A 21,380-nucleotide genomic window follows, 5' to 3' on the forward strand; every position below is an offset into this window, starting at 1 on the left:
GGGCTCGCCGTCTCAGATGCCGAACCCGCTTCAAAGTCTACTAACTTAGTTGGAATATGGAGTTATGACCACTCAACTGACAGCACCCACCGTGACCGTCACCAAGGCCGGCAGCGCGATCGGGGCGGTGATCGGCGGCGTCCAGCTCGGCGGCGACCTGGACTCCGCGACCGTCGCCACGATTCGGCAGGCCCTGCTCACCCACAAGGTGATCTTCTTCCGCGACCAGCAGCACCTGGACGATGCCGGGCAGCTCGCGTTCGCCCGGCTTCTCGGTACGCCGACGCTGGCTCACCCGACCGCGAAGAGCGTCGAGGGCGCGAGCAGCGTGCTCCCGATCGACTCCGACTACAGCAAGGCGAACAGCTGGCACACCGACGTGACGTTCGTCGACCGGATCCCTGCGATCAGCCTGCTCCGGGCGGTCACACTTCCGGCGTACGGCGGGAACACGAGCTGGGCGAACACCGTCACGGCGTACGAGAGTCTGCCGGTCCCGCTCAAGGCGCTGGTCGACAAGCTCTGGGCGGTACACAGCAACGTGTACGACTACGCCGGGGCGCGCGACGAGACGCGGATCGGTGGGATCGACGTGAAGTTCCAGGAGTACCACGACCAGTTCGTCTCGCAGCTGTTCGAGACCGAGCACCCGGTGGTCCGCGTGCACCCGGAGACCGGCGAGCGGTCGCTCGTGCTCGGTCACTTCGTACGGCGCTTCGTCGGACTCAGCTCGGCCGAGACGACCCAGCTCTTCCAACTGCTGCAGAACCGGGTGACCAACCTCGACAACACCGTCCGCTGGCAGTGGCAGCCGGGTGACCTGGCGATCTGGGACAACCGCGCGACCCAGCACTTCGGCGTCGCGGACTACGACGACCAGCCGCGGCGGCTGCACCGGATCACGCTGGCCGGCGACGTCCCGGTGAGCGTCGACGGGGTCCGCAGTACGCCGCGAACGGGCGACGCGGCGCACTTCTCGTCGCTTGACATCTGAGTTGCCAGCGTCTGATCTCTTGACACCGAGGACAGATATGTAAACCCTGGGAGGCATGGACACCTTCGCCGATCGGACCAAGCGGCGCTTGCACGACGAGCTGCTCGACGCGGCGTACGACGTCCTGGTGGCCGGCGGCTACGACGGCCTGAAGATGGCCGAGGTCGGCCGCCGGGTCGGGGTGTCCCGGCAGACGGTCTACAACGAGTTCAAGGATCGGTGGGGCCTGCTGCAGGCGGTGGCGGCGCGGGAGACCGAGCGGTTCCTGGTCGAGGTCAACGCGGCGCTGAGCGAGCACGGCGACCCGATCGACGGGCTGCGGGCCGCGGTCGAGCGGGCGTTGACGCTGGCCGCGGACAACCCGCTGGTGAAGGCCGCGCTCGGCCAGCCGGGCTCGGACCAGGCCAGTCAGCTGCTGACCACACGGGGCCAGCAGGTGCTGGAGCTGAGCCACCAGCGGCTCGACGCGCACGTCCGGGAGCACTGGCCGGCGGTGCCGGCGCAGGACGCGACCACCTGTGTGGACATCGCGCTGCGCGTCGTACTGAGTCACATCGTGAACCCCGGCGCCGCGCCCGCGGTCGTCGCGTCCCAGGTGGCTCAGGTGCTGGGCCCGTTCCTCAGGAGGCAATGATGACCACCACGGCGAACCCCCTGCACCGCAAGGGTTTCAACTCGCTGCGCGAGGGCGGCTTCAACTGGGACGCCCTGCCGCTGCGGCTGTTCGACAAGGGCAACCGCAAGTTCTGGAACCCGCGTGACATCGACTTCAGCACCGACGCCGAGGACTGGCAGCGGCTGACGCCGAACGAGAAGGACAACGCGATGATGCTGTGCGCGCAGTTCATCGCCGGCGAGGAAGCGGTCACCGAGGACCTGCAGCCGTTCCTGCAGGCGATGGCCGCGGAGGGCCGGTTCGGCGACGAGATGTACCTGACCCAGTTCTGCTTCGAGGAGGCCAAGCACACCGCGGTCTTCCGGCTCTGGCTGGACGCGGTCGGCGTCACCGAGGACCTGCACCGGTACGTCGAGCACAACCCCGGCTACCGCGCGATCTTCTACGAAGCGTTGCCCGTGGCACTCAAGTCGCTGGCCGACGACCCGTCACCCGCCAACCAGGTCCGCGCCTCGGTCACGTACAACCACGTGGTGGAAGGCACTCTGGCCCTCACCGGCTACCACGCCTGGAACCTGCTCTGCACCGCCCGCGGCATCCTGCCCGGCATGCAGGAGCTGATCCGGCGCATCGGTGACGACGAGCGCCGCCACATGGCCTGGGGCACGTTCACCTGCCGCCGTCACGTCGCGGCCGACGAGTCCAACTGGAAGGTCGTCACCGACACGATGGAGGAACTGCTCCCGCACGCGCTCGTGCAGATCCAGTGGGCGCTGGAGAACTCCCCCGAGCTGCCGCCGGAGATCAACCCGACCGCCCTGATGACGTACGCCGGCGACCGCGCGACCCGACGCCTCGGAGCGATCGAGTCGGCGGTCGGCGCGGACGTGGCCGGGATCGACCTCGACTACTCCCCCGAGAAGCTCGAGGACGACTTCGGCGACGAGGACTCGGCCGCGCTGGCCGCTGTCCGGTGAAGAGCTACTACTGCCAGCGCAGCCAGCGCCAGTAGGCCGGTCAGCCAGGTCACGGCGGTAGTACCCAGGTGGTCGATTACACGGCCGCCTGTGAAGGCGCCCAGGGCGATGGCTCCGTTGAACACTCCCACCAGGAGTGCTGACGACGCCTCCGGAGCACTGGGCGCTGCGGCGTGGTTCCAGGCCTGCGTGGTGACTGTGGTGCCGCCGTACCCGAAGCCCCAGATCACCAGCAGGACAACGGCTCCGGGGACGGTGGTGCCGAGCAGTGGCATGGCGAGAACAGGCAGCGCGATCAGTGCGGCGATCAGACCGAGCATGACTCGGTAGGACTTGACCGAGCCGGCGACGAAGTTGCCGGTGACGCCTGCGACGCCGTACGCGAGCAGCAGGGTGCCGACCAGCGAGGGGCCGAGCCCGTCCAGCAGCGGGCGGATGTAGGTGTACGCCGAGAAGTGGGCGGTGACCACCAGCGCCACCAGGACGAGGCCTACTCGGACCTGCTTGATGCGCAGGGCTGCTGCGACGTCTGCGAGGCGTACGGCGGCTGCGGCGGGCAGGGGTGGGAGGAGGGCAGCGATAGCTCCGGCGAGGACCAGCGACAGGACGCCGATCGAGGCGAAGGCCCAGCGCCAGCCGACCAGCTCGCCGACGTACGCGGCGGCGGGGATGCCGAGCACGGAGGCGATGCCGATGCCGCTGAAGATCAGTGAGGTCGCCGGGCCGACCGACTGCTGCGGGACCAGCCGTGCGGCCAGGCCGACGGTCAGCAGCCAGACACCTCCCATCGAGACGCCGGTGACGACGCGAGCAGCGACCAGTACGCCGTACGTCGGTGACCACGCGGCGAGGAGGCTGGCACCGGCGAGCAGGAGCATCAGACCGACCAGCACGGTTCGGCGGTCCACCTTGCCCAGCAGCAGCGGCAGCACCGGTGAGGAGAGCGCTGCGACCAGGCCGGTCACTGTGAGGGTCAGACCGGCGGTGCCCTCGCTCACGCCGAGTGAGGCACTCATCGGGGTCAGCAGGCCGACCGGGAGCATCTCGGCGGTGACGACGGTGAACACGGTGACCGCCATCGTCACCGCGGCGGCCCAGCCGTCGGTCCGGGTCTCGTCGACGCACAGGGTTGTCATGGTTCCAGCCAACGGGACCTGCTGGACGGGAACAACGACGATGTGCTCATCCTTGGAGTAGTCACACTCATCGATCGAGGAGGCCGTCATCAGCCTGGAGCTCCGGGAGCTGGAGTGCTTCCTCGTGCTGGCCGAGGAGCTGCACTTCGGGCGGACGGCCGAGCGGCTCTACCTGACCCAGAGCCGGGTCAGCCAGCTGCTGCGTGCCCTCGAACGCCGGATCGGCGGCCGCCTGGTCGAGCGGACCAGCAGGCGGGTGTCGCTGACGCCGCTCGGGCAGGAGTTCCTCGAGTCACTGCGCCCGGCGTACGCGGCGTTGGAGCGGGTGGTCGCGAACACACAGGAGACGGCAGCCGGTGGTGGCGGGCAGCTGCGGATCGGGTTCCAGGGGACGGCGAACGACAACATCCTCGCGGCGGTCGCCGCCTTCCAGGAGGAGCACCCGTGCTGCCTGATCGAGGTGACCGAGCTGCCGCTGAACGATCCGTTCGGAGCGTTGCGGCGCGGTGAGGTCGACAGCGCGGTCGTACTGCTGCCGGTCGCCGAGGACGATCTCATCCTCGGGCCGATCTTCTCGGAGCAGCCGCAGACGCTGACCGTCTCGGTGAAGCACCCGCTGGCCGACCGATCGGTCCTGGACGTCGAGGACCTCGCCGGCCTGGTGCTGATCTCGGTCGCGCCGCCTGCTCCCGGGTACTGGCGTCAGGCGCAGGCGCCCACGCAGACACCGTCGGGTGCATTGGTCTGCCGCGGCCCCGAAATCCGAACCCTCCAAGAGGGCCTGTCGATGATCGCTGCCAACCGCGGCAGCATGCTGCTGTGCCGGCCGACCGCCGAGCAGAACCAGCGCACCGACATCGCGCACATCCCGATCACGGGTCTGCCCGACTCGGCGCTCGGCTTGGTCTGGCGGCGGGGCGAGGAGACGCCTTCGCTGAAGGCGTTCGCCGCTGGGCTACAGGGACCGGTAGAACGCTAGGTGGGCCTGGGCTGCGGCCTGCCAGGTGTAGGACCGGGCCAGCGCCTGGCCGGCTGCTCGGCGTTCAGGGTCGGTCGGAGTGGTGAGCGCGGCGGCCAGCTCGGCTGCGCTTGCGGCGTACGTCGCTGCTGATCCGAAGATCTCGTGGAAGACCGGCAGGTCGGAGACCACCAACGGGACGCCGGCAGCGAGGGCCTCCATCGGCGCGAGCCCGAAACCTTCTTTGACCGAAGGGAAAGCGAACGCCTCCGCGCCGGCGACCAAGGTGGGCAGCCGGTCGTCGTCCACCGGGCCGAGGACGATCGGCGCCACGCCCAGCTCGGCAGCCCGCCGGTCCCACGCCTCGCGATAGGGCCGGTAGTCGAACAGCGTCTCGCCACCCGCAATCACCAGCTGCACCGTCGGATCTTCAACCAGCGCAAAGGCCTCAAGTAGTTCCAGCGACCCCTTCCGCGGCTCGATCCCTCCCACAGTGACGAGATACCGCCCAAGCTGCTCCCGCCAGGCAGCCCTTCCCCGCTCACCTTTTGGCCCGCCCGCCGCGGCGAAGCGCTCAGCATCCACCCCGTTCGGAATAACCGTTGCCTTAAGCCCCCATCCTGCGGCCAGCTCGTCGGCCACCGCCGCCGACACGCACACATGCGCGTACGGCTCCACAATCGCCCGCTCATGACAAGCCACCAGTTCCGGCGTCGTGAACCGATCCAGATGATGCGCAGTCCGCACACACCGCCCAGCAGCATTCGCACTGATGCAGTCCTGCGCGTGCACCACGTCGTACGCCGTACCGTCGAACGCGTCCCGCAGTACGGCGATCGACCGCAGGATCCGCTCCCCCATCCCCTCGCCGTCCAGCTCGGGGAACGGGACGACCGACAGCGTCACCCGCGGATCGACCGCCCGGAAGAACGACGTGTCACCACCGCGGCCGAGCGACCAGACCGTCACGTCCTCGCCGGCCGCAGCCAGCGCCTCCGCGAGTGCGAGCGTGTGCACGACCCCGCCGCGCGGCTTGGTCGAGTAGCTGAGCAGGGCGATCCGCATCAGTAGACCTCCGGGCGGCGTTCGTCGAGGTGGTGCAGGACGCGGCGCGCGGTCTCGAGCTCGGCCCGTACATCGACGTCCGCGATCGCGATGCCCGCCTTCGACCAGGTCCGGGCCACGATGTCGCCGCCCGGGCCGACGATCTTCGACTGGCCGAGGAACCGCATCCCGCCGATCGAGCCGGTCAGGTTGGACGAGACCAGCACGACCTGGTTCTCGGCCGCGCGGGACCGGTCGTACAGGTCGAACAAGCGCGACTGGCGGTCCTCGTTCATCCGGGCGGCGCGGTTGGTGATGCTGGTCGGCCACGCGTTCAGGCAGGCGATCACCTCGGCGCCGCCGACGGCCAGCGCGCGAGCCGATTCGGGGAAGGTCTTGTCATAGTCGATCATCAGGCCGATCCGCCCGACCGGGGTGTCGAACGGCGTGAAACTGTTGCCCGCGGCATAGACCCCGCGCTCGGCCGGTGGCTGGTGCACCTTGCGGTGCCGGCCGAGTACGCCGTCGCCGGTGACGCAGAGCGCGGTGTTGTACCGGTCGTCGCCGTCGGCCTCGCAGAACCCGAAGCAGACCACCATCTCACCGGCCATCGCGATCACCTTGGAGATCAGCGGATCGTCGAGGCCGAGCGCGGGCGGGAGATCGGTGGCCGGTTGGTCAGGGCTGAGGTCGAGCAGGTAGCCGCCGAGCGCTGCATCCGGCAGCACCAGCAGCTGCACCTCTTCCCGCCGCCCGTGCCGGATCAACGCCTCGATCCGGGAGAGATCGAACTCGAGATCCCTGGTGAACCCGGCTGCCACGGCACCGATCTTCAGTCCCATCGGTCTCCCCTCCTCTCCCGCATGGTGGTCGTCAGGACCGGGCGAGTTCGGGGGCGCCGTAGGTTTCCGGGCGGCGGTCGCGGAGGTGGCCCATGGAGCGACGGGCCAGATCGAGAGACTCGGCGACGTCGAGCTCGGCGATCGCCATGCCCTCGGTGACGCCCGTGTCGGCGAGGATCTCGCCGCCGGGGTCGACCACCTTCGCACTCGCCACGAACCGCAGCGAGCCGAACATCCCGGACTGGTTGGCCGACAGCCAGACCACCTGGTTCTCCAGGGCTCTCGCCCGGTCGAACAGGTCGAAGCGCCGCTTCCAGCGGTCCTTCGCGAGGTCCGGGTCCGGGTTGGTCCGCGCGCCCGGCCAGGCGGACATACAGACGATCACCTCGGCACCGTCCAGTGCGAGCGATCGCGCCGCCTCCGGGAACGCCTTGTCGTAGCAAATCATCATCCCGAGCCGTCCGACCGGCGTATCGAACGCCTCGAACCGATCACCCGCCGCGTAGTGCGCGTCCTCGTGCAGCGGTTGATGCACCTTGCGGTGATGCCCGAGTACGCCGTCACCGCTGACGCAGACAGCGCTGTTGTAGATGAACCCACCGGCCGCTTCGGCGTACCCGACAGTGACGACCAGATCCCCCGCCAGCGCGACCAGCCGAGCGATCTCCGGGCCGTCGAGGTCGAAGGCCGGCGGCGGATCGGCGCTGCCGTCGAGGCTCAGCAGGTATCCGCCGAGCGCTCCCTCGGGCAGCGCCAGCAGTTGCACGCCTTCGGATCTGGCCTGTTCGATCAGCCCCGCGATGCGGGCGAAATCGGCCTCCAGGTCCCGGTCGAAGTTCGCGGCCACGGCCGCCATCCGCAGCATCATGCCGCTCCCATTCCGGTCACCCCGGCCGGCACGGCCACGGTGAGCTCCCCGTCGGGCCAGCGCAGTGAGACGCCCTGCCCGCTCGTCAGTTCACCGCAGACAGCACTGTCCGCCGGTCCGGCCGGTAGTTCCTGGTCTCCCGCCGTCAACATCGCGAACCCGGGGAAGCAGGTCAGCCAGTCCCCCATCGACGCCTCGTTCGGCTTCGGCACGTCGCCGACATCGAGCACGGCTGCGCACCCGCTGGCCTCGGCCAACATTCCCAACGTCCCCACAACGCCTGCCATCGAGACGTCCTTCGCCGCTGATGGTTGCGCCTTGCCGACCGCCGCGATCATCGTCCGCAGTTCGTCCGTACGCCGTCCGCTGGTCGAATCCCACTGTCGACCCGCATAGCCCGGCCGCCATCCACCGCCCAGGTCAGCCGTCAACCTGAGAGCCTCCCCTGGCCATCCACCTCCGCCCGGCACGGGTCGCTCCGCCCGGCCCAACGCCGTAACACTCAACGCCGCCGGCACACCGAACTGCGTGTGCCCGCCAAGCACCGGTACGCCGTACGCCGCCGCTGCCTTCCGCAACCCGCCGAGCACCCGAGCCGCGAACGCCGCGTCCCTGGCCCCCAACGCATCCAGCAACCCCACCGGCTCAGCCCCCATCGCCGCCAGATCGTTCACGTTGACGAGGACCGAACACCAGCCCGCCCACTCCGGATCCCGCTCCACCATCGCCGGCACAATCGCGTCACACGCCGCCACCAGATCACTCCCCGGCACGGGAGCCCCGTCGTCGCCGACGAACCCCTGCGGCCCGGTCCCTTCGAGCAAACCCCCCAGCTCAGCCTTGGTAGCCGCCACCAACTGAGCCACCCGCCCGATCGGCCACCGCATCAACACATGCGGCCGCCCAGCAACCTGCACTCCCCGAACGGTCTCCCACCCAAGCCGCTGGAAGAACCGATGGGCGCCGATCTGCACCGTCGCATCAAACCGAAGAGCCCCCGCGGCTTCAGCAAAAGCACAAGCCGCGCGCACGAGCGCCGCACCAACTCCCGTCGGCGCCGCCCGGCTGGCGCCGGGCGGCGCCGACGGGGAAAGGAGGGGAGAGGCGGAGGCGCCGCCCTGGCCGCAGCCTTCGGCGCGGCCGATGTGGCCGCGGGCCGGCGGAGAACCGGAGGCTGGCCGAGACCCGGCCAAACCGGGGGCCGGCGCAGGACCGGAGGCCGGCCGAGGCCTGGCCGAGCCGGGGGCCGTGACCAGGCGGCCGCCCTGCCACCAGCCGATGTCCGGGCCGGCGTTGGCCGGGCCGAGCCTGACGCCTCCTACTACCTGGCCGGTGTGGTCTCGGGCTACCAGGACGATTGTGCGGGGGTCCTCGTCGCGGTCGTCCAAGTCTGTTCCCTCGAAGAGGCCCTGGGACTCGACGAAGGCCGCGTGGCGGAGGTGGTGGTAGGCCTTCAGCGCCAGGCGGTCTGCTTGTTCGATCAGGAAAGGCGGCGGGGTCGGGCCAAGGAGGGCTTCTACATCCGCGGCTCGGCGGACGCCGGTCGACTGCTCGAGGACCTTCATGAGCCGGCTGCTGACAGCAAGCTGCAAGCACCGCAGGCCGCGCATCCTGCACCCTGGTCAGCGCCTCGCATCTCGGCAGCGGACAGGAGCGCGGCGACTCGGGTGGTGACCTCCTCGACCAACGCAGGCGAAGGCGGCAGTACGCCGTCAGCCCGCGCCAGCGTGCCGAGCATCGGGCGAAGGGGAACGACGAACGGATAGACCCCGCGCTCGATCAGCCGCCCGGCGCCGGCGACCAGCTCGTCCACGTCTTCGCCCAGACCGATCAGCAGGTACGTCGACACCCGGTTGCGCCCGAAGACCCGAACGGCCTCGTCCCACGCAGCGTCGTACTCGGCCAAAGGCACCGTCGACTTCCCCGGCATCCACCGCCGCCGGACCTCGTCGTCCAGCGACTCCACGTGGATCCCGATCGACGTCGCACCGGCGGCGCGCAGATCGGCAAGAACCGACAGATCCCCCGGCGGCTCGATCTGCACCTGGATCGGCAACCCCGGAACGGCCTGCAGGACGGCCTTCACGCACCGCACCAGGTTCCGCGCCCCACGATCACGCCCGGTCGTCGTACCGGTCGTCATCACCATCTGCTTGACGCCGTCCAGCCGCACGGCCGCCTCGGCGACCTCCGCGAGCTGGGCGGGCGTCTTCGCCGCGACCGTCGCCCCGGCGCGCAGCGACTCCTCGATCGAGCAGAAGCGGCAGCGCGTCGACTCGTCGTACCGGATGCACGTCTGCACGACCGTCGTGGCCAGCACGTCCTTTCCGTGCAGCAACGCGATCTGCTGGTACGGAACGCCGTCCACGGTCCGCAGGTCGTAGAACCGCGGCCGCTGGACGGGCTCGACCGACAACCCGAGCGACCGCCCCGATCGGAACACCTGCCCGTCCCGGACCTGATAGGGGCTGTCCGCAACGATCGGCAAAGTGGCGTTGGCACCGTCGACGACCAGGTGCCCGTCGTCGCTCGGCCCGGCCCCCTTGCTGCGGCGGACCGGCGCGTCCACCTGTACGCCGTACACGGCCATCTCGGCCCGCGCGGTCAACTGTCCTTCGGTGCCAACGCTCATCATCGACCCCTCAGAACATGTACGTCGAGTTGATGATCGAGCCCTTGCGCGCGTAGTGGATCAGCGCGTCCTGGACGTCGAGTGGGTGCGTCGGGATGACGCCCTCGATCAGGTCCTCCTCGCGGGCCCCGTGCAGCGACAGCCCGAAGCGGCAGCAGTAGACCTTGCCGCCCTCGGCGATGAACGTCTTCAGCGACTCGTTGATGTTGTGCTCGCCGGGGAAGGCCGAGTTGCCGGTGGTCGGGAAACCGCGCGTGGCCAGGCAGTTCAGCGAGCCCGGTCCGTAGAAGTAGATCGCCGACTCGAAGCCCTTGCGCTGCGCGCGGGTCGCCTGCAGGATCGCGACGAAGCTCACCGACGACTCGTGCGCGATGCCGTGCACGAGCGTGAAGTAGGTCTCGCCGTCCTCGGCCTGATAGTCGGGGAAGACCTTCGTGCCGCCGTAGATGCTGGAGCCCTGCGGCAGGGACGGGTGCGGGATCTCGTCCAGGCTCTTGGTCTCGAGCTCGGTCAGTTCGGGCATGGCTGTGCTCCTTGCTGGGTTGGGGAAAATCAGTCGTAGAGGTGGCTGAAGGTCCGGTGGAAGACGTGGTCGGCGAGTTCGCCGTCACCCATCGCGGCGCGCATCCGGGCGAGCTCGCCGGCGTGGTCGCCCCACGGCTGGTCACTGGCGAACAGCACCCGGTCGTGGCCGACGCCGCGGCGTTCGATCTCGGCGGCCAGCCAGCCCGGGGCGAAGCCGATCGCCCAGGACAGATCGGTGTAGACCTGCTTGCCGCTCTCGATCCAGTCGAAGAAGCGGGAGCCGATCAGCTTGATGTGCCCGCTCATCCCGCCGCCGAAGTGCACCAGGTGCAGCGCGACCTCGTCGGCGTACGTGTCGACCAGGTGGCCGACGTGATCGATGTCGGACGCGGCGCCCGGCGACGTGTGCACGTGGACGACCAGCCCGTACCGGCGTGCGGTCGCGAAGATCTCGTCGAGCTGCGGCCGTACGTCGTCACCGGTCGGGTGGCCGCCGAGCAGGAAGCTGATCTTCAACGCCTTCACTCCCGGCTCACCGGCGAGCGCGAGAGCTTTGGTCGTGTACGCCGAGTCCTGCGGCCGCGGTGACACCCACAGCCCGGCCCGGATCCGGTCGTCGCGGGCCGCGGCCTCGACGACCAGGTCGTTCAGCGCGAACGAGACCGCGACGTCCGGGACACCGTAGTTCGGAATCACCAGAGCGCGTTCGGTGCCTTCGGCATCGAGATCGGCCACCAGTTCATCGATCGTGGCGCGGGCGGTGACGTCGGGGTTGACCGGCGGGCCGCCGTAGAACGGGTACGCCGGCAGCTTGCCGAGGTGCCGGTGCGCGTCGGAGATCTTTGTCGACATGTCGCTCTCCTCAGGCCACGGTCCGCTGCGGCGGTACGCCGGCGATCCAGCGGACGCCGTACTGCATCCGGTGGGTGAGGATCCGCTCGGTCAGGTACGCCGCGTCGTCCGCGACGCCGCCGAACCGGCCGGAGCCCCAGGTGTGCTGCCAGGGCAGGCCGACGAAGTAGAGGCCGGGGACGCTGGTGACGCCGCGACGGTGGGTCGGGTAGCCGCGGCCGTCGAAGACGGGGACGCGGATCCAGGAGTCGTCGCGGCGGAAGCCGGTGCTCCAGATGACGGCTGAGATCCCTTGCAGGGTTAGGGATTCTGGGGTCTTCGATGGTTGCCAGAGCGGGTGGTAGCGCGGCTCTTCCGGGGCGTCCAGTCCTTTAGTGGCGATGAAGGCGTCGATGGAGTCCTTGATGCCCTCGGAGACCGCGTCGGCGTGGTCGAGGTTGGTCTGCAGGTCGTCGGCGAAGCGCAGCTCGCCGTCGATGTCGACCAAGCGGCCGTACAGCCGCATGCCTTCGAGCGCGAACTTCCGCAGGTCGATGTCGCGCCCGCCGTCGCGGCCGGTGACGTAGTGGTTCACCCGGAACCGCACGGCGTCGGCGTCGTCGAACTCGTCGATGCCCTTGGCGTAGTAGCCCATCCGGTCGAGCCAGGCGACGACGTCGAGGCCGCGGTAGAACCGCGCGACGCGTGGGGCACTGCCGGTGGCCAGGTGGACCGTTCGGCCGGCGAGGTGCAGGTCCTCGGCGATCTGGCAGCCGGACTGACCGGTGCCTACGACCACTACCTCGCCGGGCGGGAGCTGGTCGGGGTTCTTGTACTGCGAGGAGTGCAGTTGGTGGACCGAGGGCGGTAGCCTCTCCGCGATTCGGGGGATCCTGGGTCGCTGGTAGGGGCCTGTCGCCACGACTACTTGGTCTGTGGTGAGGGTGCCGGCCGAGGTTGTGATGCGAAAGCCCTGGTCCGGCCTCTCGTCGAGCGATGTCGCGCGGACGCCTTCCACCAGTGGTACGTCGTACGAGTGGACGTAGTTCTCCAGGTAGGTGACGATCTCGTCGCGCACCATGAAGCCGTCCGGCGACGGACCGGCGTACGGGAAGCCCGGGAGGCGGCACTGCCAGTTCGGGGTGACCAGGCAGAAGGAGTCCCAGCGCCGTTCGCGCCACTCGCTGCCGACCCGGTCGGCCTCCAGCACCAGGTGGTCCACGCCCTGCCGGGTCAGGTGCCAGCTGGTCGCCAGCCCGGCCTGCCCGCCGCCGACCACGACGACCGACCGGTGCGTTCCGTCGACGATCTGCGCCATCCGAGCTCCCGAGGTGGTTCCGACTGGATGACATCCAGTGAAGAACTCCCCGATTGCCCCACGATTGCCCCCGGAACAAACTCAGGTTTCCGAACCACCCACCGGTGTTTCGGGTGGGTAACCAGGAATCAGTTGGTGAGACCCAACAGTTCTACCGACTTCTCGCGCATCTCGATCTTGCGGATCTTGCCGGTGATCGTCATCGGGAAGTCGTCGACGAGCAGGACGTAGCGCGGGATCTTGTAGTGGGCCAGCTTGCCGGTGGCGAACTCGCGGACGGCGTCGGCGTCGAGCTCCGGGGCGCCGTCCTTGAGCTTGATCCAGGCACACAGCTCCTCGCCGTACTTGGCGTCGGGGACGCCGACCACCTGGACGTCGGCGATCGACGGGTGGGTGTAGAGGAACTCCTCGATCTCGCGCGGGTACACGTTCTCGCCGCCGCGGATGACCATGTCCTTGATCCGGCCGACGATGTTCACGTAGCCGTCGTCGCGCATCGTCGCGAGGTCGCCGGTGTGCATCCAGCGGGCCCGGTCGATCGCCTCGGCGGTCTTCTCCGCGTCGTCCCAGTAGCCGAGCATCACCGAGTAGCCGCGGGTGCACAGCTCGCCCGGCTCACCGCGCGGTACGACGAGGCCGGTAGCGGGATCGATCAGCTTCACCTCGACGTGCGGCATCACCTGCCCGACGGTCGACGTACGGCGGTCGAGGTCGTCGTCGCGGCGGGTCTGTGTGGAGACGGGCGACGTCTCGGTCATGCCGTAGCAGATCGCGACCTCGGCCATGTGCATGTCGGCGACGCAGCGCTTCATCACCTCGATCGGGCACGGCGACCCGGCCATCACGCCGGTCCGCAACGAGGTCAGGTCGTAGTCGGCGAAGTCCGGCAGCCCGAGCTCGGCGATGAACATCGTCGGTACGCCGTACAAGCCCGTGCAGCGCTCGTCCTGAACGGCTTTCAGCGTCGCCGCCGGGTCGAAGGCCGGCGCCGGGATCACCATGCACGCGCCGTGCGTGGTGCAACCGAGGTTGGCCATCACCATGCCGAAGCAGTGGTAGAAGGGCACCGGGATGCAGAGCCGGTCGTCGGCGGTGAAGCCGATCAGCTCGGTGACGAAGTAGCCGTTGTTCAGAATGTTGTGGTGCGAAAGCGTTGCACCCTTGGGGAAACCGGTCGTGCCTGACGTGTACTGGATGTTGATCGCGTCGTCGAAGGCCAGCGACGCCTCGCGCTCGGCGAGCTGCTCGTCGGTCGTCCCGCCGGCCGCGTCGACCACGGCGTCCCAGTCCGGCGTACCGATGTAGATGGTGTCCTCGAGCGCCGCGCAGTCGCCGCGGACCTCGTCGACCATCGCCCGGTAGTCGCTGGTCTTGAACTCGGTCGCCGAGATCAGCAGCCGGACGCCGGACTGGTTCAGCGCGTACGACAGCTCGTGCGTCCGGTACGCCGGGTTGATGTTCACCAGGATCGCGCCGATCGTCGCCGTCGCGTACTGCGTGATCGTCCACTCGGCGCAGTTCGGCGCCCAGATCCCGACCCGGTCGCCCTTGCGGATCCCGCGCGCCATCAGGCCCTTCGCGAAGGTGTCGACGGCAACCCCGAACTCGGCGTACGTCCAGCGCCGGCCGGAGGCGACCTCGACCAGCGACTCCTTACCGCCGTACGTCGCGACGGTCCGGCGCAGGTTCGCGCCGATCGTCTCGCCCAGCAACGGAACCTCGGACATCCCGGACGCGTACGACGGCAGGCTCATGGCGCCATCGTGACTCGCGAGTAGGCGTCCGACAACCCCGGCGGCCTGTCGCGTGGCGCGGGCGAACACGTGTTCGAGTGAAGGCGAACAGGGTGTGGACGGCAAGCAATGTCATGACCAACTCTGCGTCATCGCCGGTCGCAGAGCGTGAAGATCTGCTTACGCTGGTCGGAGAGAGGTGTGAGGCCATGGGCTGGTCGCTGGATCGACATGCCCGCAGCGAGCGTCCGCCCGGACGTACGGCCGAGGCGGCGCAGCGGACCGCTGCGGTCCACGAGCGTGTCCGGCTGCTGGAGGGCGTGCTGGCCTCGGCACTGGCCGAGCAGGTCCGGTGTACCGACCTGCAGACCCTCAAGCGGGCACCGCGCCGCGCACCCCCGCGAGTGGCAGTGGCGGATCTGCAGCCGCACCCGGGCCCGGTGTGGGCGGCGTTCCTGCCGAGCCCACCAGGCCCGTTCGCGAGCTGGGTCGGTGGCAACAGGCGGTACGCCCGGCGATTGCGCGACGCCGAGGACAGGTTCGCCGAGGCCATCGAGCGGCACCGGCTGGCCGAGGAGGCCCGGCAACTGCGGGTCGCCCGGGCGGTCCGGGAGCAGGCGGACCAGCAGCGCCGGCTGGACGAGGCGACTGCCGAGCAGCACACCCGCGTCGACGAGTACGAGCGGTGCGTGCGCGCCAAGGACCGGCGGGCGGTCAGACGGTACTTCCAGAAGGCACTGGACCGTACGCCGGAGCCGCTCGACTTCCCACGGCACCGGCGGGCCGGTTACGTGCCGGAGTCGACGCTGCTGGCGCTGGAGTGGGACCTGCCGGACATCGGGGTGATCCCGCCAGCAGTTGCCTACCGCTACGACGAGGCGTCCGACGCCGTGCTCGCCGTACCGCGGGAGGAGCGGGAGCTGCGGCTGCTCTACCAGCAGCTCGTCTCGCAGTGTGCACTGCGAGCGCTGCACCTGGTCTTCGCACACGACCGGTACGGCGTGGTGGACACCGTCGTCTTCAACGGGATGGTCGAGGCTGTCGACGCCGCGACCGGGCGGACGGTCCGGCCGTGCCTGATCACCTTGCGGGCCACGCGGGAGCAGTTCACGTCGCTGGTGCTCGACCAGCTGGACCCGGTCGCCTGTGTCCGGCACTACTTCGGCGCGGAGGTTTCCCGGCACCCGGAGGAGCTGCAGCCGGTGGAGCCCGTGCTGGAGTTCGACCTGACCGACCCGCGCACCGTGGAGGCGATCGATGTAGTCAGTGAGCTCGACACCCGGCCGAACCTGCTGGAGCTCAGCCCTGAGGAGTTCGAGCACCTGGTGCACAACCTGCTGAGCCGGATGGGGCTGGAGACGCGACTGTTCCGCCGTGGCAACGACGGTGGGATCGACTGCGTGGCGTACGACCCGCGGCCGATCACCGGGGGCAAGTTCGTCGTACAGGCCAAGCTCTACACGCGGACCGTGCCGCCCAGCGCCGTACGGGACCTGTTCGGCACCGTGGTCGATGCCGGGGCGACGAAGGGGATCCTGGTCACCACCAGCGGGTTCGGCCCGTCCAGCTACCAGTTCGCAAACGGCAAGCCGCTGCAGCTGATCGACGGGACCGGGCTGCTCGCGCTGTGCCACCAGCACGACATCCCGGCCCGCATCGTCCCCCGGGCTAGCTGATGGGTGACTCGTACACGTACAGCTCTGTGCCGTTGGCCTCTTCGCCGTCGTCCGGGGCGGTGAACAGGCGGAGCTTCTTGTCCGCGACCTCCAGCGCCACCGGGTTGCGGGTCGCGCTGTGCCCGGCCGAGGAGAACGCCGGGAACGGGATCTCGTGCAGGATCCGGTTGTCGTCCTTCAGGTCGATCAGGGCCAGCCCGCCGAGCTCGTAGCCGCCGCCGGTCGCCGTCGGCAGTCCGGTGACCCCGCCGCAGAGCTGCTTGCTCCGGCTCACGTAGTCACAGTCCTGGTAGTCCAGCAGGTGGCTCTGGTTCGGCTGGGCGTCCAGCTGCTTGCCGGAGGCCGTCCACTCGTACAGGGTTCGCGAGCCCCAGCTGACCCCGTGCACCAGGCCGGTACGGCGGTCGCGGACGACTCCCCCGACGTGGTCACGGACGCGGAACTGCTCGGTGACCCGGTAGGTCTTCGGGTTCACCTTGTAGACGATCGCCTTGCTGTCCGGCCGGTACTCCGCGGCCGGCACCCACACGTTCTCGCCGTCGAAGTCGATGCCGCCCGGGTGGTAGACCGTGCCCTCACCGAGCCGGATGTCCTTCTTCAGCCGGCCCTGCCGGTCGATCACGAACAGGTGCCCGATGCCCTTGCCCGGGCTCCGATCGTACCCGTCCACAGGCACCGGGTACTTCACCGGCGCCTCCAGCACCTCGACGCTGGACAGGTAGATCAGGTCGCCGACCAGCGCGAAGCCCTGCGGGTGGTACGTCGGGAACTTCAGCGGGATCTTGGCCACCTGCGTCCACGGCGTACTGCGGGTGGTGGCCTCGAACGCTCTGGCGACCTGGTCGTCGCGTCCGTTCGCCTCCGCCCCGGCAGTGGTCAGTCCGACGAGCAGTGCACCCGCCATGACGGTGGCGAGCAAGGTCTTGCGGCGCATGGTGTCTCCCTGGGCGGTCTGGTGGTCCGGGCAGCTTGTGCCCGGCCGGAGAAGGTCCGGCCGACACCAGCTGACCAGAGGCTGTGCGCCGGGTGAAGTGTCAGACTGCACGCATGGACACTGGGATCACCGTCACCGGGACCGGTCAGGCCACCGCGCCGGCCGATCTGCTGCGCCTCACGCTCAGCGTCGGGCAGGACGCACCTGACGTCGCCGACGCCGTGGCACAGGTTGCCGAGAAGACCGCTTCCGTCATGGCTGCCCTGCTGGCCGAGGGCGTCGAGGCGGGCGACATCGCCACCAGTTCCGTGTCCGTGCACCCGCAGTACGGCGAGACGATGACCGTGACCGGGTACCGGGCCTCGCACTCGATGGCGGTGACCACGCGCGACCTGACCGGCTTCGGCCGGCTGCTGAACGCCGCGGTCGCTGCCGTGGGCAACAGCCTAGGACTGGACTTCCTGCAGTTCGACGTGGCCGACAAGGCCGCGCTGGTCGACAAGGCCCGCCAGCTGGCGTTCCAGCAGGCGCGGCAGAAGGCCCAGCAGCTGGCGGAGCTGACCGGCCAGTCGATCGGCGGGATCGCGGCGGTCAGCGAGAACCAGGGATACGTGCCGATGCGGGAGATGTCGGCCAAGGCCGCCAGCACGGGCGGTTACGCCGCCGACATGGGAGTCAGCCCCGGTGAGCAGACCGTCGACGTCACCGTCGAGGTCCGCTGGAACTGGGCCTGAGTTCTAGGGGGTGTCTGGTAATTCCCCGCCGTAGCGAGCAGGTGCTCGGTGCGGTAGCTCGGTGTGCGGGAGACGAGCGTGGCGATGCGCAGCATCGTGAGCTTGGCTCCCGTGCAGCGAGATGCCGCACCGAGTGCCGCGCAGTAGGCGGGGAATTACCAGACACCCCCTTCGTCTCAAAAGTAGACAGTTGGCCCAGATGTCGGTCTGGTCAGCCATAGTTCTCCCATGTACGCACCGGCGCCGCTTCGACGACAACTGAACCGTTCGGGTCTGTTGATGCTCGGCCCTGCCTTCGTGGCGGCCGTCGCGTACGTGGATCCGGGCAACTTCGCGACCAACATCGCCGCGGGAGCGACGTACGGGTACCTGCTGTGCTGGGTGGTCGTCGGGGCCAACCTGATGGCCGTCCTCGTGCAGTACCTCGCGGCCAAGGCGAGCATCGCGACCGGGAAGACATTGCCGCAACTGTGCCGGGAGCACTTCCGGGCTACGACGTCACGTGGGTTGTGGGCGCAGGCTGAGTTGGTGGCGATCGCGACCGACCTGGCTGAGGTGGTCGGTGGGGCGATCGCGCTGAACCTGCTGTTCGGCGTACCGCTGCTGCTGGGCGGTGCGATTACCGGGGCTGTCTCGTTCGGATTGCTGATCTATCAGTCGAAACGCGGGCAGCGGCCGTTCGAGGCGGCGATCATCGGGCTGCTGGCCGTCGTCCTGGTCGGGTTCGTGGTGTCGACGATCCAGTCGGAGCCGTCGGCGTCCGGCGTGATCGGCGGGATGGTGCCGCGGCTCGACGGGACGGAATCGCTCGTCCTGGCGGCCGGGATGCTCGGCGCGACGGTGATGCCGCACGCGATCTGGCTGCACGGCGCGCTCGTCACCGACCGGCACTGGAAGTCCATCCGCTCAGCCGCGGGCAAGCAGCGTGTACTGCGAGCCACCCGCATCGACGTCGCCGTGGCGATGGCACTGGCCGGCGCGGTCAACCTCGCGATGGTCGTTCTGGCCGCGGCCGCGCTGAGCGGATCAGGCGCTGACTCACTCGATGCAGCCCACGCGGCGATCGGCGACCGGCTCGGTCAGCTGCCCGCGCTGCTGTTCGCGCTGGCTCTGCTGGCGAGCGGTTTCGCGTCGTCCTCGGTCGGCACCTACGCCGGATCGGTCATCCTGGAAGGGTTCTGGCAGCGGCACGTCCCGCTCGCCGTACGCCGCCTGATCACGCTGCTCCCGGCGCTGATCATCCTCGCGATCGGCATCGACCCCAGCCGCGCGCTGGTCGTTTCGCAGGTCGTGCTGAGCTTCGGGATCCCGTGCGCGCTGTGGCCGTTGGTGAAGTTGACGGCAACACGGCGCATCATGGGCAGCCTGGTCAACCGGTTGCCGACTACTCTCACCGCATGTCTGGTCGCCACCGCCGTCTCGGTCCTCAACGTCGTACTGATTGTGCTGACGCTGCGAGGCTGACATGACCGCGTCGTTCGTGGTGAGCGACGTGCACGGGCACCCGGACAAGCTGGCCGCCTCGCTGCTGGAGGCCGAGCTGGTCGACGCCGAGGGCAACTGGTCCGGCCGGGACGCGCGGCTGTGGCTGCTCGGCGACTTCTTCGACCGCGGCCCGGACGGCATCGGCGTACTGCGCCTGGTGCAACGCCTGAGCGCGCAGGCTTCGCAGGGCACCGGCGAGGTCCGGATGCTGCTCGGCAACCACGAGATCCTCGCGCTGGGCATGCACAAGTTCGGCGACGAGGCAGTGCCGCACGACGGGATCACGCTGCGCAGCTTCGAGCGCAGCTGGGCGCTGAACGGCGGCATCGACCGCGACCAGGAGCTGCTCACCGACGAAGACGTCGACTGGCTGCTCGACCAGCCGATGCTCGGGCTGGACGCCGGGCACCTGCTGATGCACTCCGACACCGCGGAGTACGTCGAGTGGGGTAGCACGATCGACGAGATCAACGCGGCCGCGCGGGCCGACCTGCACAGCGACGACATCACCGTGTGGTGGGAGATCTGGCGCCGGATGACCTCGCGCTACGCGTTCCGCGGGCCGGAAGGGCCGGAGCTTGCACAGACCCTGCTGCACCACCTGGGCGGCGAGCGGATCGTGCACGGGCACAGCATCGTCGCCGACCAGATGGGCATCGACCCCGCCTGGGTCACCGGCCCGCTGCTGTACTGCGACGACCTCGTGCTCGGCATCGACGCCGGGACCTTCGACGGCGGGCCGTCGCTGGTGGTCGAGCTCGAACCACTGGGCGACTCCGGGGAATGAATCCGGCCGCCGCCGGGGTTGCTCCTTCGAGGACGTATTTGCCTGCGGAGAGCGGAGACCCAGATGTCGGACAAGCCGGTCAAGATCCCTGGCCCGGACCACCCGATCACGGTGGAGAAGAACCCGGACCGCGTGCTGGTCAAGGTGGCCGGCCAGGTGCTGGCGGACACCCGTGGCGCGCTGTCGCTGCAGGAGTCGACGTACCCGGCCGTGCAGTACGTCCCGCGCGGTGACGTCGACCTGAAGCTGCTCGAGCGCACCGACCACACGACGTACTGCCCGTACAAGGGCGACGCGGCGTACTACAGCATCCCGGCGCTCGGCGAGGCCGGCGTGAACGCGGTGTGGACCTACGAGCAGCCGTACGACGCGGTGACCGACATCAAGGACCACGTCGCGTTCTACGCCGACCGGGTCGAGCTGGAGATCATCGCGGACTGAGGAATTCTCTTACGACGGGCGCCAACAGCTCGGGCGGTACGACGTGGTGCTGGCCCTCCAGCTCGGCGTACTGCCCGTTCGGCAACGACTTGGCGACCAGCCGGGCGGCGTCGACCATGAACGGCGGGCTGACGCTGCCGCACAGCGCCAGCGCCGGTTGGCTGACGTGCGCGAGCTTGTCGACCGGTACGGCGCCGCCGGGTGCGCTGTCCATCACCGCGAAGTCGTGAAGGATGGTCGGCGCCAGCTCCGCGAGGCCGTTCGACGCCGCCCACTCCTTGGCGGCGTCCTCCGGCATGCCCGTCATCTGCAGGAACTCCGTGACGGCCAGCAGGTTCTGACCCTCCGCAATGAGCCGTTCAACGACGACCGCGCTCTCGTCGGACTGCTGCTGCGCCTCGGCGTCGTCCGGGCTGTACGGCGGCTCGTGCAGCACGACCTTGCTGATCGGCAGGCCGGCCGCCGCGGCCTCGACGAGTAGGCCCGCACCGGACGAGTGCCCGTAGACCGCGGCCGTCCCACCGAGTCCGGTGATCAGTGCGGCGAGGTCCTCGACCTCGCGGGCGACGGCGTACGGGCTGGTGTTGCCGCTGTCGCCTCGGCCGCGCCGGTCGTACGAGACGACGGTGAAGTCGGGCTCCAGCGCCTGGGCCAGCGGCCGGGTGACGCTGCGGTCGCAGAGTGCGCCGCCGATCAGGATCAGTGGCGTGCCGCGGCCGGAGCGCTCGTAGGCGATCCGGGTGCCGTCGGCGGATACAACGTTCTCCATCGGTTCCTCCCTGAGTCTGTCGACCGGTACGTCGGAGCCGACGAAATTTGCTCGACATGACCCGCCGATTGCGCTTCACT

21 protein-coding genes are annotated in these 21,380 nt (G+C 69.3%); 9 read left to right on the forward strand and 12 right to left on the reverse strand.

Going from position 1 to position 21,380, the window contains the following annotated elements:
- Positions 1–64: 64 nt before the first annotated feature.
- Genes ACYVIO_RS31075 through ACYVIO_RS31085 form a run of 3 tightly spaced genes read left to right on the forward strand, consistent with a single transcriptional unit; the run spans position 65 to position 2,587 of the window.
- Positions 65–994, forward strand: a complete 930-nt coding sequence (locus ACYVIO_RS31075; protein WP_460654478.1) for a TauD/TfdA dioxygenase family protein — start codon at positions 65–67, stop codon at positions 992–994.
- A 55-nt stretch (positions 995–1,049) separates the two neighbouring features.
- Positions 1,050–1,628: a TetR family transcriptional regulator gene (locus tag ACYVIO_RS31080; protein ID WP_460654479.1), complete on the forward strand. Its 579-nt coding sequence runs from the start codon at positions 1,050–1,052 to the stop codon at positions 1,626–1,628.
- Positions 1,628–2,587, forward strand: a complete 960-nt coding sequence (locus tag ACYVIO_RS31085) for a R2-like ligand-binding oxidase (RefSeq protein WP_460654480.1) — start codon at positions 1,628–1,630, stop codon at positions 2,585–2,587. Before ACYVIO_RS31080 ends, ACYVIO_RS31085 begins: the two co-directional genes overlap by 1 nt.
- Here ACYVIO_RS31085 and ACYVIO_RS31090 read toward each other — a convergent pair.
- A complete protein-coding gene (locus ACYVIO_RS31090) occupies positions 2,518–3,723 on the reverse strand; it encodes an MFS transporter (protein WP_460654481.1) in 1,206 nt (401 codons plus the stop codon). The two genes, ACYVIO_RS31085 and ACYVIO_RS31090, sit on opposite strands and share 70 nt — an antisense overlap.
- Before the next feature lie 109 nt (positions 3,724–3,832).
- Here ACYVIO_RS31090 and ACYVIO_RS31095 point away from each other — a divergent pair, with 109 nt between their 5' ends.
- Positions 3,833–4,702 (forward strand): LysR family transcriptional regulator, encoded by an 870-nt coding sequence (locus ACYVIO_RS31095; protein WP_460654636.1) that lies wholly within the window; start codon positions 3,833–3,835, stop codon positions 4,700–4,702.
- Here the strand turns inward: ACYVIO_RS31095 and ACYVIO_RS31100 are convergent.
- The 9 genes from ACYVIO_RS31100 to ACYVIO_RS31140 all read right to left on the reverse strand — a co-directional run bounded on the left by ACYVIO_RS31100 (position 4,679) and on the right by ACYVIO_RS31140 (position 14,495).
- Complete coding sequence (locus ACYVIO_RS31100) at positions 4,679–5,746, reverse strand: MSMEG_0565 family glycosyltransferase (protein WP_460654482.1); 1,068 nt, start codon at positions 5,744–5,746, stop codon at positions 4,679–4,681. The two genes, ACYVIO_RS31095 and ACYVIO_RS31100, sit on opposite strands and share 24 nt — an antisense overlap.
- On the reverse strand, positions 5,746–6,567 hold the full coding sequence (locus tag ACYVIO_RS31105; protein WP_460654483.1) for a carbon-nitrogen hydrolase family protein: 822 nt from the start codon (positions 6,565–6,567) through the stop codon (positions 5,746–5,748). The genes ACYVIO_RS31100 and ACYVIO_RS31105 overlap by 1 nt, the downstream gene beginning before the upstream one ends.
- Before the next feature lie 31 nt (positions 6,568–6,598).
- Complete coding sequence (locus tag ACYVIO_RS31110; protein WP_460654484.1) at positions 6,599–7,435, reverse strand: carbon-nitrogen hydrolase family protein; 837 nt, start codon at positions 7,433–7,435, stop codon at positions 6,599–6,601.
- Positions 7,432–9,000 carry an MSMEG_0567/sll0787 family protein gene (locus tag ACYVIO_RS31115; RefSeq protein WP_460654485.1) on the reverse strand — a complete coding sequence of 523 codons (1,569 nt, stop codon included), beginning with the start codon at positions 8,998–9,000 and terminating at the stop codon, positions 7,432–7,434. Before ACYVIO_RS31115 ends, ACYVIO_RS31110 begins: the two co-directional genes overlap by 4 nt.
- Entirely contained in the window at positions 8,997–10,067 is a 1,071-nt protein-coding gene (locus ACYVIO_RS31120; protein ID WP_460654486.1) for an MSMEG_0568 family radical SAM protein, read from the reverse strand. Before ACYVIO_RS31120 ends, ACYVIO_RS31115 begins: the two co-directional genes overlap by 4 nt.
- A 10-nt stretch (positions 10,068–10,077) precedes the next feature.
- Complete coding sequence (locus ACYVIO_RS31125; protein WP_460654487.1) at positions 10,078–10,590, reverse strand: MSMEG_0572/Sll0783 family nitrogen starvation response protein; 513 nt, start codon at positions 10,588–10,590, stop codon at positions 10,078–10,080.
- A 29-nt stretch (positions 10,591–10,619) separates the two neighbouring features.
- On the reverse strand, positions 10,620–11,444 hold the full coding sequence (locus ACYVIO_RS31130) for an amidohydrolase family protein (RefSeq protein WP_460654488.1): 825 nt from the start codon (positions 11,442–11,444) through the stop codon (positions 10,620–10,622).
- A 10-nt stretch (positions 11,445–11,454) separates the two neighbouring features.
- Positions 11,455–12,741 (reverse strand): MSMEG_0569 family flavin-dependent oxidoreductase, encoded by a 1,287-nt coding sequence (locus ACYVIO_RS31135; protein ID WP_460654489.1) that lies wholly within the window; start codon positions 12,739–12,741, stop codon positions 11,455–11,457.
- A gap of 128 nt (positions 12,742–12,869) precedes the next feature.
- Positions 12,870–14,495, reverse strand: a complete 1,626-nt coding sequence (locus ACYVIO_RS31140) for an AMP-binding protein (protein ID WP_460654490.1) — start codon at positions 14,493–14,495, stop codon at positions 12,870–12,872.
- Between the two features lie 188 nt (positions 14,496–14,683).
- Between ACYVIO_RS31140 and ACYVIO_RS31145 the strand changes: the two genes are divergently transcribed.
- The gene (locus tag ACYVIO_RS31145) at positions 14,684–16,150 is read left to right on the forward strand and encodes a restriction endonuclease (RefSeq protein WP_460654491.1); all 1,467 of its coding nucleotides are present in this window, start codon (positions 14,684–14,686) and stop codon (positions 16,148–16,150) included.
- Here the strand turns inward: ACYVIO_RS31145 and ACYVIO_RS31150 are convergent.
- Entirely contained in the window at positions 16,143–17,084 is a 942-nt protein-coding gene (locus tag ACYVIO_RS31150; RefSeq protein ID WP_460654492.1) for a DUF6454 family protein, read from the reverse strand. The genes ACYVIO_RS31145 and ACYVIO_RS31150 overlap by 8 nt on opposite strands.
- Before the next feature lie 113 nt (positions 17,085–17,197).
- Between ACYVIO_RS31150 and ACYVIO_RS31155 the strand changes: the two genes are divergently transcribed.
- The 4 genes from ACYVIO_RS31155 (at position 17,198) to ACYVIO_RS31170 (ending at position 20,531) form a co-directional block, all read left to right on the forward strand.
- Positions 17,198–17,818 (forward strand): SIMPL domain-containing protein, encoded by a 621-nt coding sequence (locus ACYVIO_RS31155; RefSeq protein WP_460654493.1) that lies wholly within the window; start codon positions 17,198–17,200, stop codon positions 17,816–17,818.
- A 228-nt stretch (positions 17,819–18,046) separates the two neighbouring features.
- Positions 18,047–19,282, forward strand: a complete 1,236-nt coding sequence (locus tag ACYVIO_RS31160) for an Nramp family divalent metal transporter (RefSeq protein ID WP_460654494.1) — start codon at positions 18,047–18,049, stop codon at positions 19,280–19,282.
- Position 19,283: 1 nt separating this feature from the next.
- Positions 19,284–20,090, forward strand: a complete 807-nt coding sequence (locus ACYVIO_RS31165; RefSeq protein WP_460654495.1) for a metallophosphoesterase — start codon at positions 19,284–19,286, stop codon at positions 20,088–20,090.
- Between the two features lie 63 nt (positions 20,091–20,153).
- Positions 20,154–20,531, forward strand: coding sequence for a DUF427 domain-containing protein (locus tag ACYVIO_RS31170; RefSeq protein ID WP_460654496.1), 378 nt, complete (start codon positions 20,154–20,156; stop codon positions 20,529–20,531).
- On the opposite strand, the gene ACYVIO_RS31175 is transcribed toward ACYVIO_RS31170, so the two are convergent.
- The gene (locus tag ACYVIO_RS31175; protein ID WP_460654497.1) at positions 20,518–21,300 is read right to left on the reverse strand and encodes an alpha/beta fold hydrolase; all 783 of its coding nucleotides are present in this window, start codon (positions 21,298–21,300) and stop codon (positions 20,518–20,520) included. The genes ACYVIO_RS31170 and ACYVIO_RS31175 overlap by 14 nt on opposite strands.
- Between the last annotated feature and the right edge of the window lie 80 nt (positions 21,301–21,380).

This window comes from Kribbella endophytica (assembly GCF_054781295.1).